General features: G+C 65.5%; 9 protein-coding genes and 4 pseudogenes. 9 read left to right on the top strand and 4 right to left on the bottom strand.

What is annotated here, in order from left to right:
• Positions 1–154: 154 nt before the first annotated feature.
• The 6 genes and pseudogenes from rpmH (at position 155) to DL544_RS21175 (ending at position 7,341) form a co-directional block, all read left to right on the top strand.
• Positions 155–295 (top strand): 50S ribosomal protein L34, encoded by a 141-nt coding sequence (rpmH, locus tag DL544_RS21200; RefSeq protein ID WP_005411729.1) that lies wholly within the window; start codon positions 155–157, stop codon positions 293–295.
• Between the two features lie 5 nt (positions 296–300).
• The gene (gene rnpA, locus DL544_RS21195; protein WP_072168770.1) at positions 301–795 is read left to right on the top strand and encodes a ribonuclease P protein component; all 495 of its coding nucleotides are present in this window, start codon (positions 301–303) and stop codon (positions 793–795) included.
• A pseudogene (yidC, locus tag DL544_RS21190) lies at positions 795–2,509 on the top strand (membrane protein insertase YidC). The gene rnpA and the pseudogene yidC overlap by 1 nt, the downstream one beginning before the upstream one ends.
• 115 nt (positions 2,510–2,624) lie before the next feature.
• Complete coding sequence (locus DL544_RS21185; protein WP_139728042.1) at positions 2,625–5,297, top strand: polysaccharide deacetylase family protein; 2,673 nt, start codon at positions 2,625–2,627, stop codon at positions 5,295–5,297.
• 3 nt (positions 5,298–5,300) lie between these two features.
• A pseudogene (gene mnmE / locus DL544_RS21180) lies at positions 5,301–6,649 on the top strand (tRNA uridine-5-carboxymethylaminomethyl(34) synthesis GTPase MnmE).
• Positions 6,650–6,753: 104 nt separating this feature from the next.
• Positions 6,754–7,341, top strand: a complete 588-nt coding sequence (locus tag DL544_RS21175) for a sce7726 family protein (protein WP_080104375.1) — start codon at positions 6,754–6,756, stop codon at positions 7,339–7,341.
• Here DL544_RS21175 and DL544_RS21170 read toward each other — a convergent pair whose 3' ends face one another.
• Entirely contained in the window at positions 7,342–8,370 is a 1,029-nt protein-coding gene (locus DL544_RS21170) for a beta family protein (protein ID WP_479692428.1), read from the bottom strand.
• 203 nt (positions 8,371–8,573) lie between these two features.
• Here DL544_RS21170 and DL544_RS21165 point away from each other — a divergent pair, with 203 nt between their 5' ends.
• Positions 8,574–9,680 carry a glycerophosphodiester phosphodiesterase gene (locus DL544_RS21165; protein ID WP_139728040.1) on the top strand — a complete coding sequence of 369 codons (1,107 nt, stop codon included), beginning with the start codon at positions 8,574–8,576 and terminating at the stop codon, positions 9,678–9,680.
• A gap of 93 nt (positions 9,681–9,773) precedes the next feature.
• On the opposite strand, the gene DL544_RS21160 is transcribed toward DL544_RS21165, so the two are convergent.
• Both DL544_RS21160 and DL544_RS21155 read right to left on the bottom strand, forming a co-directional pair.
• A complete protein-coding gene (locus DL544_RS21160) occupies positions 9,774–10,544 on the bottom strand; it encodes a rhomboid family intramembrane serine protease (RefSeq protein ID WP_005421226.1) in 771 nt (256 codons plus the stop codon).
• Positions 10,545–10,650: 106 nt separating this feature from the next.
• A pseudogene (locus DL544_RS21155) lies at positions 10,651–11,611 on the bottom strand (TerC family protein).
• A gap of 342 nt (positions 11,612–11,953) precedes the next feature.
• Between DL544_RS21155 and DL544_RS21150 the strand changes: the two are divergent.
• Positions 11,954–13,126 (top strand): class I SAM-dependent rRNA methyltransferase, encoded by a 1,173-nt coding sequence (locus DL544_RS21150; RefSeq protein WP_139728038.1) that lies wholly within the window; start codon positions 11,954–11,956, stop codon positions 13,124–13,126.
• Between the two features lie 138 nt (positions 13,127–13,264).
• A complete protein-coding gene (locus DL544_RS21145; RefSeq protein ID WP_139728036.1) occupies positions 13,265–14,506 on the top strand; it encodes a dipeptidase in 1,242 nt (413 codons plus the stop codon).
• Positions 14,507–14,599: 93 nt separating this feature from the next.
• Here the strand turns inward: DL544_RS21145 and DL544_RS21140 are convergent.
• A pseudogene (locus DL544_RS21140) lies at positions 14,600–16,025 on the bottom strand (amino acid permease).
• Positions 16,026–16,230: the final 205 nt, after the last annotated feature.

Genomic DNA, 16,230 nt, shown 5'->3' with positions numbered 1-16,230 from the left:
GCCTTCGGAATGCTTGTCCCCTACTTATTCACAAAAACATCCACAGCTATTGCACAGCCCGGTGAATTCGCGTAGTCCCCAGGGGTTGACGTGAGGGGGGAGACCTCTCTAGAATTTCCGGTTCTTTCCGTCCCATTCATACGAGAGGCCCCCAATGGCCACGAAGCGCACCTACCAGCCCAGCAACCTCAAGCGTAAGCGCGACCACGGCTTCCGTGCCCGTATGAAGACCGCTGACGGCCGCAAGATCCTGTCGCGTCGCCGCGCCAAGGGCCGCAAAGTCCTGAGCGCCTGATTGCCATGCCGCACCCTGCGGCAGACGCAATCCCTTCGACAGTGAATACTGCAGACCCGCGCAAGCGATTCCCTCGCTCTGCGCGGGTTCGCACGCGTGCCGAATACTCAACGGTCTTCAACGGCGCCCGCCGTGTGTCCGATCCGCTGATGACCCTGCACTGGCTGCCGGCTGACCGGCCGGCCAGGCTGGGTCTGGCGGTTTCCCGCAAGGTCGATCCGAACGCCGTTGGGCGTAACCGGATCAAGCGCGTCCTGCGCGACATCCTGCGTCAGACACGTACCGATATCCAGCCAGGCGACTTCGTCGTCGTGGCCCGTAGTGCTGCGCGTTCCGCCAGCAACGACGAGATCCGCCAGGCCTTCCTGCGCCTGCTGCGTCGCCTGCGTGCATTGCCCGCGCCGGGCGTGGACGGCACAATGCCGCCGCCTGATGGCATCGCAACTCCTTCTTTGACCGAGCCGGCATCGCGTCCCGGCCCCGCCGAGCCTGTCCGCTGATGAACCAGACCCGCGTATTCCTCATTTTTGCCTGGCTGATGGTGGCCGTGCTGCTGTGGATGGAGTGGAGCCGTGAAAAGGCTGCTCCGACCCCGCCACCGACGACCACGTCGGCCCCGGCTGCCGTACAGAGTGTTCCGGGCGCTGCCTCGGGCAGCATTCCCAGTGCACAGGTCCCGGGCGCCCCGGGCCAGGCCGCTGTGCAGGCGCAGGCCAGTGCCACCCGGCCAGCCAGCGCGTGACCGTCACCACGGACGTGCTGCGCCTGGTGCTTGATGGTGGCCGCGTGCTCGACGCCGAGCTGCTGCAGTTCCCGCAGACCAAGGACGAAGGCAGCCCGCCGGTTCGCCTGCTGACCGAAGACCCCGCGCATCCGTACAGCGCGATCAGTGGCTGGGCCAGCGAAGACAAGAACACCCCGGTTCCCGGCGCCGACGGCTTCAAGCTGGTCGGTGACACCAAGGACTTCGTGCTGGCCAAGGGCCAGAACGAGCTGCAGATCCCGTTCGTGTGGACTGCCGACAACGGCGTGACCATCAAGCGCACCCTGACTGTCTCGCGCAACGAGTACGCCGTGCGCTTCAAGGACGAAGTCAGCAATGCCGGCGCCGCGCCGTGGAACGGCTACGTCTACCGCACCCTGGACCGCACCCCGACCATCCTGTCGCGGAGCATGACCAACCCGGACTCCTTCAGCTTCAACGGTGCCACCTGGTACGACAACGACAAGAAGTACCAGCGTCGTGCGTTCAAGGACTACCTGGAAGACGGCACGCTCAACCAGAACATCACCGGCGGCTGGCTGGCGATGCTGCAGCACCACTTCTTCACCGCCTGGATCCCGCAGAAGGACCAGACCGCACACTACGTACTGTCGCAGGTGGCCGGTCGTGACCTGATCGAAGCGCGTGGCCCGGCCTTCACCGTGGCCCCGGGCCAGTCCACCAGCACCGAAGCCCGCCTGTGGGTCGGCCCGAAGCTGGTCAACCTGATTGCCAAGGAAGACGTGCCGGGCCTGGACCGCGTGGTCGACTACAGCCGCTTCTCGATGATGGCGGTGATCGGCCAGGGCCTGTTCTGGGTGCTGAACCAGGTGCACAAGCTGGTCGGCAACTGGGGCTGGGCGATCGTCGGCCTGGTGGTGCTGCTGAAGCTGGTGCTGTACCCGCTGTCGGCGACCCAGTACAAGAGCGGTGCCAAGATGCGTCGCTTCCAGCCGCGCATCGCGCAGCTGAAGGAACGCTATGGCGATGACCGCCAGAAGTTCCAGACCGCGATGATGGAGCTGTACAAGAAGGAAAAGATCAATCCGATGGGCGGCTGCCTGCCGATCCTCATCCAGATGCCGATCTTCTTCGCCCTGTACTGGGTGCTGGTGGAATCGGTCGAACTGCGCCAGGCGCCCTGGTTCGGCTGGATCCAGGACCTCACTGCACGCGACCCGTACTTCATCCTGCCGGTGATCAACGTGGCGGTGATGTGGTTCACCCAGAAGCTGACCCCGGCACCGGGCATGGACCCGATGCAGCAGAAGATGATGCAGTTCATGCCGCTGGTGTTCGGCGTCATGATGGCCTTCATGCCGTCCGGCCTGGTCCTGTACTGGGTGGTCAACGGCGGCCTGGGCCTGCTGCAGCAGTGGTGGATGACCAAGCGCCATGGCGGCGAGCCGGTCCCGGCCACCACCACTCCGGCCCCGGTCAAAAAGAAGTAATCGGTAGAGCCGGCCGCTGGCCGGCTGACCCCAGCAGAAGCCCGCCGCAAGGCGGGCTTTTCGCATGCGGCGGTAGAATCGCCGGCACACCGTTCCTCCCACCTTCGAGTCCGCCATGCCGCGTGCGTCGTCGTTCCGCCTGTTCCTGCCCTCGCTGTTGTTGACCCTGGTTGTTGCCGGCTGCGGCGACAAGGACGCGAAGGCGCCGGCGACCACCGTCACCCAGGCGAGCGCGCAGGCTGCGGCCGCCGCCGATCCTGCCGCTTCGCCGTTGCTGGCGGCGCTGCAGAAGCAGCTCGATGGCTACCGCCGGATCATCGTGCTGCTGGCCGACGAGGAGCCGCAGTCGACCGCCGACCGCGGCACCTCCACGCGTGTGGGACAGCAGCTGTTCCACGATGGCCTGGAACAGCGAACGACCATCGCCGCGCAGTTCGACACCCTGCTGCGCGGTTCCAGCCCGCAGCGCTTTGCCACTCTCGGCACGGTGCTGGACTACATCGAGTCTGCGCCGGAACTGTTCGACGCCGATCGCCTGGCCTTCCGTGAAGTGCTGCGTGACCTGCATGAGCGGGTCGGCACCGATTCCTCGCTGCCGGCGGTGAAGCTGCACCAGCGCATCGGTGAGGATCTGGAAGCGCTCGATGAGATCGAGCGCAACTACAACCAGGAACTGACCCGCATCTTCAGCCGCTTCGAGCGCACCCGCGCCATCGAACTGAAGCGCGAGAAGTGGGACGACTACATCGCCCACCTGCACAAGGACTACAGCCGTGAAGCGATCCTGCGCGACTACGGGGTGATCGAGCCGTATCCGATGTCGATGAAGGACAGTGACCGCGAGATCTTCGGCCGAGACCTGCCGGCCAAGACCGTGGTGCTGACCTTCGACGACGGTCCGCACAAGGCCTACACCGATGAAGTGGTGGCCATCCTCAAGCGTTACGACGTGCCGGGCGTGTTCTTCGAAGTGGGCCGCAACCTGGGCAAGGTCGAGGCCGATGGCAAGGTCAGCCTCGGCCCGATGGCGAAGATCAGCCGCAACCTGATGGAACAGGGCTATGCGGTCGGCAACCACAGCCTGACCCACGCCCAGCTGTCGCGCACCACCGGCGACGCCCTGCGCCAGCAGGTGCTGGACACCGACACGCTGCTGAAGGATGTCGACAGCAAGCGCGCGCCGCTGTTCCGCTTCCCGTACGGCGCGCGCAATGCCGAAGGCCTGCAGCTGCTCAACGAAGCCGGGCTGAAGTCGATCATGTGGAACATCGACTCGATGGACTGGGCTGACCCGGTGCCGGAATCGATCGTGCAGCGCGTACTCGACCAGGTGAACAAGGAGCAGCGCGGCATCATCCTGTTCCATGACATCCACGATCGCGCAGTGAAGGCGCTGCCGCAGATCCTCGACCGGCTGATCGCCGAGGGTTACCAGTTTGCCGGCTGGAACGGCCGCGACTTCACCGTGGCCCGTGCGCGCAAGGGTGATGCCGCTGCCGCCACCGTCACCACCGGCTACGAGAAGTCGTGGGCGATCGTGGTCGGCATCGACAACTACGCCAAGTGGCCGAAGCTGGAATACGCCAGCCATGATGCGCAGGCGGTGGCCGATACCCTGACCGGGCAGTTCCGCTTCCCGTCCTCGCAGGTGATCGTGCTGAAGAACGAGCAGGCCACGCGCAACAACATCCTCGCGGCCTTCCACGACCGCCTGGCTGACGATCGCACCGGGAAGAACGACCGCGTGTTCGTATTCTTCGCTGGCCACGGCGCGACCCGCCAGCTCGCCTCCGGGCGCGACCTCGGCTACATCATCCCGGTCGATTCTGATCCGAAGGAATTCGCCACCGACGCGATTGCGATGACCGACATCCAGAACATCGCCGAAAGCATGCAGGCCAAGCATGTGTTGTTCGTGATGGATGCCTGCTACAGCGGCCTGGGCCTGACCCGTGGCGGCCCGTCGTCGTCGTCGTTCCTGCGCGAGAACGCACGTCGCAGCGCGCGGCAGATGCTGACCGCCGGCGGCGCCGACCAGCAGGTGGCCGATGCCGGCCCCAACGGCCACTCGGTGTTCACCTGGGTGCTGCTGCAGGCGCTGGCTGGCAAGGGTGACCTCAACGGCGACGGCCTGATCACCGGTACCGAGCTGGCCGCCTACGTGGCGCCGGCCGTATCGGCGGTCTCGCACCAGACCCCGGCCTTCGGCAGCCTGCCCGGTTCGCAAGGCGGCGAGTTCGTGTTCCAGGTGCCGGACAGCCAGGAATTCCTCAATGCCGATACGCGCCAGCTGACCGCCGATGCGATCGCGCTGAACAACAAGGTGGAGGCCGCCAGCGAGGCCAAGGGCAGCCAGGCACCGGTGACGGTGGCTGACCTGCAGGGCGGCAAGGCCAAGCTGGTAGTGCCCTCCGCCGGACCGGCGTCCGACCGCCAGCGCGCGCAGCAGGCCAACGACCGTGGCCTGCAGCTGTACCGCGAGAAGCAGTACGACGAGGCAGCCGCGCAGTTCACCGAAGCGCTGAAGCTGCGTCCGGACTTTGCCCAGGCCGCCAACAACCTCGGCTTCGTCTACTACCGTCAGCAGCGCTACGCTGAAGCCGCACGCTGGCTGGAGAACACGCTCAAGATCGATCCGTCGCGTGCGGTGGCCTATCTCAACCTGGGCGATGCCTACTTCAACGCCGGCGACAAGGCCAAGGCGAAGCAGGCCTACACGACCTACCTGGCGCTGCAGCCGCAGGGCAGTGGTGCCGCGCAGGCACGCGCGCAGCTGGAGAAACTCTGAGCCATGAATGATGCAATCCGCACCGATACCATCGTGGCCATCGCCAGTGCCCCCGGCGCGGGCGGTGTCGGCCTGCTGCGCCTGTCCGGTCCGCGCGCAGCGGCCATCGCCAACGCGTTGGGTGCGCCTGCATTGCGCCCCGCCATGCGCACTACGCACGCCTGCGCGACGCTGATGGCGAGGTCATCGACGATGGCATCGCGCTGTGGTTCCCGGCGCCGAACAGCTTCACAGGCGAAGAGGTGGTGGAACTGCAGGGGCACGGCAGCCCGGTCCTGCTGCAGCAACTGGTCGCGCGCTGCATTGCGCTCGGTGCGCGCCAGGCGCGGCCGGGTGAGTTCAGCGAACGCGCGTTCCTCAACGGCAAGCTCGACCTGGCCCAGGCCGAGGCCATCGCCGACCTGATCGCGGCCGGCGACAACCGCGCCGCACGCGCCGCGCGACGTTCGCTGGATGGTGTGTTCTCGCGGCGCATCGACGCCGTGGTCGAGCAGTTGGTGCTGCTGCGCATCCACGTGGAAGCAGCCATCGACTTCGCCGACGAACCGCTGGATACCCTCGGTGGCGCGCAGGTGCGGCGTGGCCTGGAACAGGCGCGCAGTGATCTCGCCCTGCTGCGCCGCGACGCCGAACGTGGCCGCCGCCTGCGCGATGGCCTGCATGCCGTGCTGATCGGTCCGCCGAATGCCGGCAAGAGCTCACTGCTGAACGCGCTGGCCGGCAGCGAACGCGCCATCGTTACCGACATCGCCGGCACCACCCGCGACACGTTGCGCGAGACCATCCGCCTGGATGGCCTGGAGCTGACCCTGGTCGACACCGCCGGCCTGCGCGACGGCGGCGATGCCATCGAACGCGAAGGCATGCGCCGCGCGCACGTGGAAATCGAGCGCACCGACCTGGCGCTGATCGTGCTGGATGCGCGCGATCCGGCGGCCGGGCAGGCGGCGTTGGGTGACGCCGTGGCAGCAGTGCCGCACAAGATCTACATCCACAACAAATCGGACCTGCTCGGTGTGCTGCCGGCGCTGGACGACCCGGACCGCGTGTTCGTTTCGGCCGCCACCGGCGCCGGGCTGGACGACCTGCATGCGCGCCTGCGTTCGATTGCCTCGGCCGGGGCAGGGGAGCAGGTGGATGGCGAGTTCTCCGCGCGCACGCGCCATGTGCATGCCATCGAGCGAGCGCAGGAACACGCGCAGCGCGCCGATGGCGAGCTGGCGCACGAGCACCTGGAGCTGGCCGCCGAGGAATTGCGGCTGGCGCATGATGCGCTGGGTGAGATCACCGGGCAGATGAGTGCCGATGATCTGCTGGGAAGGATCTTCTCCAGTTTCTGCATCGGCAAGTAACACGGGGTCACATCCCCGAAGACGCTCTGATCGTCTAGCTTACCCATGACTGGCGGCAATGGGTTTCAAACCTGTGCGCGACACCTCCTTGATATCATCCCGCCATGAACCCGATTACCGACAGTGACGTGCGATCAGCTCTGCTGGGCAAGGTCATTGCTGAGCATGTCGCAAATCCAAACACGCTTGTGGTGGAGGAAATGGGGCTTGCGCGCGGCGCCTGCCGTGTCGATGTATGTGTCATCAATGGCCACCTGCACGGCTACGAGATCAAGAGTGATGTCGACACGCTGCGGAGACTCCCGTTGCAGCAGCAGTTCTACTCCGATGTCCTCGACAAGGCGACGATCGTGGTGGGTCAGCGCCACCTGGACCATGCATTGGAGACGTTGCCTGCTTGGTGGGGGGTCAGGCTGGCATCACGTGGAGCGCGCAACGCAGTGAGGCTAGAACTAGTGCGGCCTGCAAAACTCAATCCATCAGTGAGCGCGACGGCCGTCGCAGCACTCCTATGGCGCGATGAACTTTCTGCTCTGATCGGTGGGCGGACGCCGGAAAGATCAGCGCTGCGCGGCAACCGCGCAACGCTATGCGAACGACTGTCGGAGCTCTACAGTCTTGCGGAAATCCGTGCGCTGGTCAGGGAACAGTTGAAGCGCCGGTCAGACTGGCGAGGTCGCGAACAACCTTAGTCATATGGTGGTTGGTCGCCACCGTTGGCCAGGTCGAGCTTCCCCCGGTACTGGTGACACTGTTTGCGCAGTCTTCGATGTACGCATCGCCCCAGCTGTAGCCGCGCCCATGAAGACCACCGGCAGATCGGAGACCAGGTGCCTGCACAGATCACGGTACTGGTCGCGGCCATTGCGCTTGATCTGGGTACCCACAACAATCCGCCACTGATCATCGATCGTGTACTTGATCTTGGCGTTGGGGTCGAACAGGCGCGGATCCATCAGTTCCGTCTGCGGGGAAGCGCAGCCATAGTCACCAAACCACGGCATCCGTCCAGAATGCATGCCGGCTAGCCGCGTGTACGCGCGCCATTCCCGGCGATTCACATCGCCATGTGGGCGATAGCTCGAAGAGGGGCTCAGACTGGCAGGAAAACTGCCTCCTACGATGGTGATTGATCTCCAGTCGGCCAGATCCGGAACCGCCGCAATCCATGCCTGCCAAGTCGATGCCTGCAGCGTGGGTGAGTCGGCGACGTCGGCCGAGCTATCGAGGATCAGATCCACCTGACCAGATACCACTCCCAACAGTCTCAGCAGCCCGGAGATCCGAGCAAGGCGTCCTCCTTCAAGATCATCCGGTACGAGCCGCAATCCGCAGCCACGATCATCGCGTGCGACAATGCGTGCCACCGCCTGTTGGTAGTCGACGTGCCGGTCAATGCCGGTAACGGGAATGGCCTCGCATCCCGCGGTGCGAATGAGGTCGAAGATCCGCTCCAGATGATGCTGGCCGTCCGCCATGGTGTCGTCCCCAGCAAGATAGGGCGAATCAAACAGGCAGCGGCGCGACTTCCAGTTACTGCTCAGACGTCTGCCCACATTCTTCAGGTGGTCATCGAGTGACTTGGCCGGCGCATCGTTCTCGAAGTCCCACTGCTCGATAGGGATCTCGAACAGAGGATAGATCCCATCCTTGATTCCTTCGTTGGTACGACCCACCGCGAGATACTCACCCTGTCGCCATTTGAGGATCGGCATGTACATCGGTTGTTCCATGATCTGCCCCTGACAACCCGCTTTTGGTCATTCGAGGCTAGTCGCGGGCCATATAGCGCTTCAATCAGAATTGTTTGAAGAGTGGCGGCGGTCAGATCGGAGCCCCTGCCGGCATCCGCTCCCCCCTTCCCCCACCTGTCATATTGCCGCCGCATACTGACAGCCATCACATACCGCTTGGGGAAGTCGCAGTGAAGTCGTGGGGTTGTGCGTTGCTGTTGTCGCTGGCCGTGGCACCATCGGTGGCCATGAGTGCTGAATCCTCCACCCCGGCCGCACCCAAGGTGTCGGTCTATGGTCATCGCGGCGCAAGCGCACTGCTGCCCGAGCACACCCTGGCGTCGTACGCGCAGGCGATCGCCGATGGCGCCGACTACATCGAACCGGACCTGGTGATGACCAGGGACGGGGTGATGGTGGCCCGCCACGAGAACGAGATCGGCGGCACCACCGACGTCGCCTCGCATCCGGAGTTCGCCAGCCGCCGCACGAGCAAGGTGATCGACGGTCAGAAGGTCGACGGCTGGTTCACCGAAGACTTCACCCTGGCCGAGCTGAAGACCCTGTACGCGCGTGAGCGCCTGCCGGAGCTGCGCAGTACTGCCTACGACGGCCAGTTCCGCATCGCCAGCCTGGACGAGATCCTGGCCTTCCTGGTGCAGCAGGCCGGGCGTGCCAACCGCGGCATCGGCCTGGTGCCGGAGATCAAGCACCCGACCTACTTCCAGTCCATCGGCCTGCCGATGGAAGACAAGCTGCTGGCCGCACTGCGTGGCAACGCGTACACCAATGTCGGGCCGGTCACCATCCAGTCATTCGAGACCGCCAACCTGCGCTACCTGCGCGGGAGGATCGGCCGGGGCAGCAACATCCGGCTGCTGCAGCTGCTGTGGAAGGGCGATACCCAGCCGGCCGACATCGTCAAGGCCGGCGGCGCGCTGACCTATGCGCAGATGATGACCCCGGCCGGCCTGAAGGACATTGCCGGCTACGCCGATGGTATCGGCCCCGAGCTGCGTTCGATCATTCCACTGGATGCCAAGGGCGCGCTGGGCACGCCGACCTCGCTGGTACGTGACGCGCATGCCGCTGGCCTGATGGTGATTCCGTACACCTTCCGCCCGGAAAACCACTTCCAGCCCAGCAACCTGCGCCAGGCTGCCGACAGCGCGCGCAATGCCGAGGGATCGATCGCCGAGATGCGGGCTTACCTGGCGACGGGCATCGATGCCTTCTTCACCGACGACCCGGCACTGGGCAGGCAGGCGGTGGATGGGATGGGCGCGGCGGGGAACTGATTCTCCTGGTAGTGCCGGCCGCTGGCCGGCAACGCAAGGATTGCCAACGAAGGTTCATGAGGTTGCCGGCCAGCGGCCGGTACCACCCTCACCTCAACCGCGCGGTTCGTCCGGGCGGCGGAACGGGATCACCACGTAGTCCTGGCCCTCGCGCGGCTGCCACAATACCGGAACGCGCTGCGGTGACGGCGGCTCCAGTTCGTCGTCGGACAGCGGCTCGGCCTCGTCTTCTTCGTCTTCCCAGCTGTAGCGCTGGCGCGGTGGCAGTGGGTCGGCGTTGCGGAACAGCAGCGCGGCGATGATGCCGGCGAAGGCGCCGCCCATGTGCGACTGCCAGGACACACCATCGGCGTGCGGCAGGATGGTCATCAGCATGCCGCCGTAGAACAGCATGCCGATCAGACCGGTGGCGATCGCCGCACGGTCGCGGCGCAGCAGGCCGAGGCTGGCCAGCAGGAACATCAGGCCGTGGGTCACGCCACTGGCGCCCAGGTGCACGCTGCCCGGATTGCCCAGCATCCACGCGCCGAGGCCCGAACCCAGCCACAGCAGGGGCAGCGCGCGTACGGTGGCCTTCGGATACACGCTGCCGGCGAGCGTGCCGAGGATCAGGATGGCGATGCTGTTGGCGGCGATATGCTCGACCGAGGCATGCAGCATCGGGCCGCCGATCAGGCCGAGCAGGCCCTTGGCTTCCAGCGGTGCGACCGCCCACGGTCGCCAGTCGAACGTGCCCTGCAGGGCGAACACGGCCACCAGCACCAGCACGGCGGCCAGGCTGACATTGAACGCCCGCAGGATGCGCGAGCGATCATTGCGGGGGGGCGGCACGTCGCCGGCGGGCAGGGGCGCGTTGTTGTCCATACCTCAGCAATGGCGGTGACTGGCGCGAAACCAAGGCCACCGTAACGGGAGAGTGGAGGCGGCCGGCGGGACAATCCCACCGGCCGCACCGTTCAACGGGTCAGGCTCAGGCCTGGCCTTCGCCTTCCTTCGGCGGGTACTTCAGGCTCAGCACCACGGTGGCGGCGATGATCACCGCGACCACGCCCAGCGAGACCGGGGTCGGGATCTTGAACAGATCGATGATCATCATCTTGATGCCGATGAAGCCCAGTACCAGCGCCAGGCCGTACGGCAGCAGGTGGAAGCGGTCGGCCATGCCGGCCAGCAGGAAGAACATCGCGCGCAGGCCCAGCACCGCGAACACGTTGGAGGTGAGCACGATGAACGGGTCGGTGGTGATCGCGAAGATTGCCGGGATGCTGTCCACGGCGAAGATCACGTCGGTGACCGCAATCAGGATCAGCACCGCGAACAGCGGGGTGAACCAGCGCACGCCATCACGCTTCACGCTCAGCGCGTTGCCGGCGTAGTCCGGCAGCAGGCGCAGGTGCTTGCGCATCCAGCGCAGGCCGGATTGGTCTCCAGGTCCGGCTCCTGGCCGGCGGCGAACCACATCTTCCAGCCGGTGAACAGCAGGAAGGCACCGAACACGTAGAGCAGCCAATGGAACTGGCTGATCAGCACGCTACCGGCGAAGATCATGATCGTACGTAGCACGATCGCACCAGGATGCCGATGATCAGCACCTTCTGGCGCTGCTCTTCCGGCACCACGAAGTAGCTCATGATCATCAGGAAGACAAAGATGTTGTCGACCGCCAGCGCCTTCTCGACCAGGTAGCCGGTCAGGAACTCGAGGCCGACCTTGTTGGCCACGACCTGGCCGGCGGTCTCATTCAGGTAGTACCAGAGGCCGGCGTTGAACAGCAGGGCCAGCGCGACCCAGCCGATGGACCACCACAGGGCCTCCTTGAAGGTGACCTTGTGCGGTCCACCATGGCGCATCAACACGAGGTCGACCAGCAGGGCGATGACCACCACCGCTGCGAAGCCGCCCCACAACCACACGTTACCGATCGTCTGCATTGGGAATGTCCGTTGGAAAGATGAATGCCAGGCCGGACGGCGAGGATCTGCAACGGAGGATCGGGAGGGGATCCAGGGACAGAGCTTCGCCAGTACGGCGAAGGTCTCGCTCGCAGTTCCAGTCGGCTGGAACTGCCGTTGCACCGGAGCCTGCGGGCTCGAAATGACGGCGACAACGTCTGGGAGCTACTCCCCTTCTGGCGCCGATTCTGCCGTCTGGCCCCGCCGCCGTCAAATGGGGAGGCCAGGGGTCGGATCCCCAAAGGGGCTCCGACCTCATCGTCGCCACACTGGGGTCAGAGCCCCTGCGGGGATCCGACCCCGGCGCCCGGTTTACAATGGGTGGATGAATACCCCCTTCCGATTGTCCGCCTCAAGAATGCGTGGCGCTCCAGCCACCCGTGGATCTTCCAGAAACTGGTCGAGAAGCCGACCGTCCGGCCCAAGCCCGGTTCCATCGTCGACGTGGTCGGCATCGATGGCGAGTTCATTGGCCGCGGGTTCTACAACGGGCACTCGCGCATTGCCGTGCGCATCCTTGAAACCGACCAGAACGTACCGGTGGATGCCGGCTGGTTCTCGCGCAAGATCGCCCAGGCAGTGTCGCTGCGCCGTGAGGTACTCAAGCTCGATGCGGTGTCCGATGCCTGGCGCGTCGTGCACAGTGAAGGCGACGGCCTGTCCGGCCTGGTGGTGGACCGCTACGGCGACCTCGTGGTGGTCGAGTTCTTCGCCGCCGGCATGTTCCGCCACCGCGAATGGATCTACGATGCGCTGCGCGAGCAGTTCCCCGGCTGCCGCTTCCACAGCTTCGCCGACGAGCACGTGCAGAAGCAGGAAAGCTTCGACTTCCACGGCAACACCACCACCGAAGCGTCGGTGATCACCGAGTACGGCATCAAGTTCCGCGCCGACCCGGCCGGTGCGCACAAGACCGGTTTCTTCGCCGACCAGCGCGAGAACCGCGAGTGGCTGAGCCAGCAGGTGGAAGGCAAGAGCGTGCTCGACCTGTGCTGCAACACCGGCGGTTTTGCCGTGTACGCGGCGGCGCGTGGTGCTTCGGAAGTGATCGGCATCGACATCGACGAGGACGTGATCCAGATCGCCAAGGGCAATTCGCGCCTGAACAACGTGCGTCCGAAGTTCATCCAGTCCGATATCTTCCCGTGGCTGCGCGACGCCGCCAACCGCGGTGAGCAGTACGACGTGGTGATCCTGGACCCGGCGAAGATGACCCGCGACCGCGACCAGGTCATCACCGCACTGAAGAAGTACCTGGACATGAACAAGCTGGCGCTGGGCGTGGTCAAGCCGGGCGGCCTGTTCGCCACCTTCTCCTGCACCGGCCTGGTGGCCGAGGACCAGTTCCTCGACATGCTGCGCCGCGCGGCCTATTTCTCCGGCCGCACGATCCAAATCCTGAAGGTGGCCGGCGCTGGTCCGGACCATCCGTTCATGGCCCACGTGCAGGAATCGCGTTACCTCAAGGCCGTGTTCTGCCGCGTAGTGGATTGACCGCAGGACGCTGTAGAGCCGAGCCCATGCTCGGCTGATCTGCCTGACAGCCTCAAGATCCGCCGGGCGTGGCCCGGCGCTACCCAATGCGCGGCCACGGCGCTATGGTCGGGCTCTTCCCCATGCCGGTGAGAGCCCATGCCTTCGTTGCGCCATCTGTCCGTCGTGCTCGCCCTGGCGCTGTGCGCGCCGCTGACCGCCCACGCCATCGAGTTCAGCGCGCAGGAACTGGCCCGTGCCAAGGCGCTGCAGCAGCGCCTGGTCACCCTCGACAGCCACCTCGATACACCGGCCAATTTCGGCCGAGCCGGTTTTGACATCGAGCAGCGCCACGACCGCAACGCCCTTTCGCAGGTGGATTATCCACGCATGGTCGAAGGCGCGCTGGATGGCGGCTTCTGGGCGATCTACACCGATCAGGGCGACCGCAGCGCCGCCGCGCATCTGGCCGAGCGTGACCATGGGCTGCAGCGATTGATGCAGATCCGCGAGATGCTGGCGGCCAATCCCGAGCGCTTCGCGCTGGCGCTGACCGCCGATGACGCAGCGCGGATCAAGGCTGCCGGCAAGCGCGTGGTCTACATCAGCATGGAAAACGCCAGCCCGCTGGTGGCCGACCCCAGCCTGCTGTCGTTCTATCACCGCGCCGGCCTGCGCCTGCTCAGCACCGTGCACTTCGCCAACAACGAGTTCGCCGATTCGGCCACCGATCCCAAGGGCGCGGAATGGAAAGGACTTAGCCCGGCCGGCAAGGAGCTGGTGCGGCAGGCGGTCAAGCTGGGCATCGTGATCGACCAGTCACATGCCTCGGATGCGGTGTTCGACGATCTGCTGGCGATGATGCCGGTGCCGTTCGTGCTGTCGCACAGCTCGGCCAAGGCGGTCTACGACCATCCGCGCAATCTTGACGACGCGCGGCTGCGCAGGCTGGCCAAGGCCGGCGGCGTGATCCAGGTGAACGCCTATGGCGGCTACCTGATCGACACCGCAAAGACGCCCGAGCGCAAGCAGGCCGAGGAAGCGCTGAGCAAGCAGCTGGGCGGCTGGGAAGGCATGGGCATCGAACAGGGCGTTGCCCTGCTGAAGGCCGAACAGGCGCTGGACCATGAGCATCCGGTTCGCCACGCCAGCCTGGACGACTTCTTCGCCCACTTCGAGCACATCCTCACGGTGGTCGGCCCCGAGCACGTGGGCATCGGCCTGGACTGGGATGGGGGTGGCGGACTGAGTGACCTGCCCGATGTCAGCCAGCTGCCGAAGATCACCGCGTGGCTGCTGCGCAAGGGCTATACCCAGAAGCAGATTGCCGGCATCTGGGGCGGCAACCTGCTGCGGGTGATGCGCCAGGCGCAGGATTACGCCGCAAAGCAGCGCGGTTGAAACGCCCTGCGGTAGTGCCGGCCGCTGGCCGGCATTGCTCGTATCAACAGGATGCGAGGTGCCGGCCAGCGGCCGGCACTACCGGCGAGCCGGTTACTTCGCGATCAGTGCGTGGCGGCGGCTGTACAGGAAGTACAACACCAGGCCGACCACGTTCCACAGCAGGAAGTACAGCTGAGTGGTGTGCGGCAGGCTGATGAACAGGTAGATGCAGCCCAGTGCGGCCAGCGGGCCGACCACGAAAGCCACCGGCGTGCGGAAGGTGCGCTCGCGGTTCGGCTCGCGCAGGCGCAGCACCACCAGACAGATGCCCACCGCAGTGAACGCGGCCAGGGTACCGGCATTGGCCAGCGCCGCGATCTCGTCCAGGCGCGCCACACCAGCCAGCGCCGACACCACCACCGCAGTGAACAGTGTGGTCGCCACCGGCGTGCCGGTGCGTGCGTTGACCTTGGACAGGCCACGCGGCAGCAGGCCATCGCGGCTCATCACAAAGAAGATGCGGCTCTGGCCGTACAGGAAGGCCAGCAGCACCGTCGGCAGGGCGATGATCGCGATCACGCCGATCACCATTGCCGCGGTCGGATGGCCCAGCTGGCGCATGATCAGCGCCAGCGGCTCGGCGCTGTGGCCGAACACCGCGTAGCTCATCGCACCGACGGCCGCCAGCGCCACCAGCACGTAGACGATGGTGCAGCCGATCATCGAACCGATGATGCCGATCGACAGGTCGCGGCCGGGTTCTTGGTCTCCTCGGCGGCGGTGGAGATCGCATCGAAGCCGTAGAAGGCGAAGAAGATGATGGCTGCCGCCGCCATCACGCCGTGCTCGACGCCGTCGGGGCCCATCGATTTGGCAAAGCCGTACGGCATGAACGGCTGCAGGTTGGCGCTGTCGAAGGCGGGCAGGGCCACGGCGACGAAGATGGCCAGCGCGATCAGCTTGAACACCACCAGGATGGCGTTGAGCGTGGCGCTTTCCTTGGTGCCGGCCATCAGCATGCCGGCCACCAGCCAGGTGATGATGATCGCCGGCAGGTTGATCATGCCGCCTTCCACGTGCGGGCCGGCGGCCAGCCAGGCCGGCAGGTGCACATTCCAGCCGAACTGGGTATGGACCCATTCGAGGAAGCCGACGAAGTAGCCTGACCAGCCCACCGCCACCGTACTCACCACCAGCGAGTACTCCAGGATCAGGCTCCAGCCCACAACCCAGGCGAATACCTCGCCCAGCGCGCTGTAGCTGTAGGTGTAGGCACTGCCGGCGGCCGGCATCATCGTCGACAGTTCGGCGTAGGACAGTGCCGCGCAGGCGCAGACCGCACCGGCAATCGCGAAGGAGATCAGCACGGCCGGGCCGGCCAGGTTGGCACCCACGCCGATCAGCGTATAGATGCCGGTACCGACGATGGCGCCGATGCCCAGCGCGATCAGGTGCGGCCAGCTGAGCGTCGGATCAGGCGCCTGCCGGCTTCGTGGACGGTGACGGAATCTAGGGACTTGCGCCGGAACAGGGACATGCAGGCCTCGGAAGGGGTGACTAAGAACGACAAGTTCCCGAGTGTGACCGAACGCAGCGCAGCATTACCACTGACGGGGGTCATACCCGGGTTGGATGCGTCGCTGATGGAGGCTGAACGCCGTCAATGATGACGAAATCAGCACAATGTGAGCAACAAATCGAACTCGTCCTACGATCGTCCAGCTGGCAGGGCAAACCGAGGG

The sequence above is a fragment of the Stenotrophomonas sp. pho genome, assembly GCF_006228405.1.
In the GTDB taxonomy this organism is placed as follows: domain Bacteria; phylum Pseudomonadota; class Gammaproteobacteria; order Xanthomonadales; family Xanthomonadaceae; genus Stenotrophomonas; species Stenotrophomonas sepilia.
This window is presented reverse-complemented; position numbering and strand designations above follow the sequence as displayed.

What these genes read in the sequence shown, in the direction of transcription:
- rpmH (WP_005411729.1), top strand. Translation starts at nt 155, where the DNA reads ATGGCCACGAAGCGCACCTACCAGCCCAGCAACCTCAAGCGTAAGCGC.
- DL544_RS21145 (WP_139728036.1), top strand. Translation starts at nt 13,265, where the DNA reads ATGCCTTCGTTGCGCCATCTGTCCGTCGTGCTCGCCCTGGCGCTGTGC.
- rnpA (WP_072168770.1), top strand. Translation starts at nt 301, where the DNA reads ATGCCGCACCCTGCGGCAGACGCAATCCCTTCGACAGTGAATACTGCA.
- DL544_RS21175 (WP_080104375.1), top strand. Translation starts at nt 6,754, where the DNA reads ATGAACCCGATTACCGACAGTGACGTGCGATCAGCTCTGCTGGGCAAG.
- DL544_RS21160 (WP_005421226.1), bottom strand. Translation starts at nt 10,544, where the DNA reads ATGGACAACAACGCGCCCCTGCCCGCCGGCGACGTGCCGCCCCCCCGC.
- DL544_RS21185 (WP_139728042.1), top strand. Translation starts at nt 2,625, where the DNA reads ATGCCGCGTGCGTCGTCGTTCCGCCTGTTCCTGCCCTCGCTGTTGTTG.
- DL544_RS21170 (WP_479692428.1), bottom strand. Translation starts at nt 8,370, where the DNA reads ATGTACATGCCGATCCTCAAATGGCGACAGGGTGAGTATCTCGCGGTG.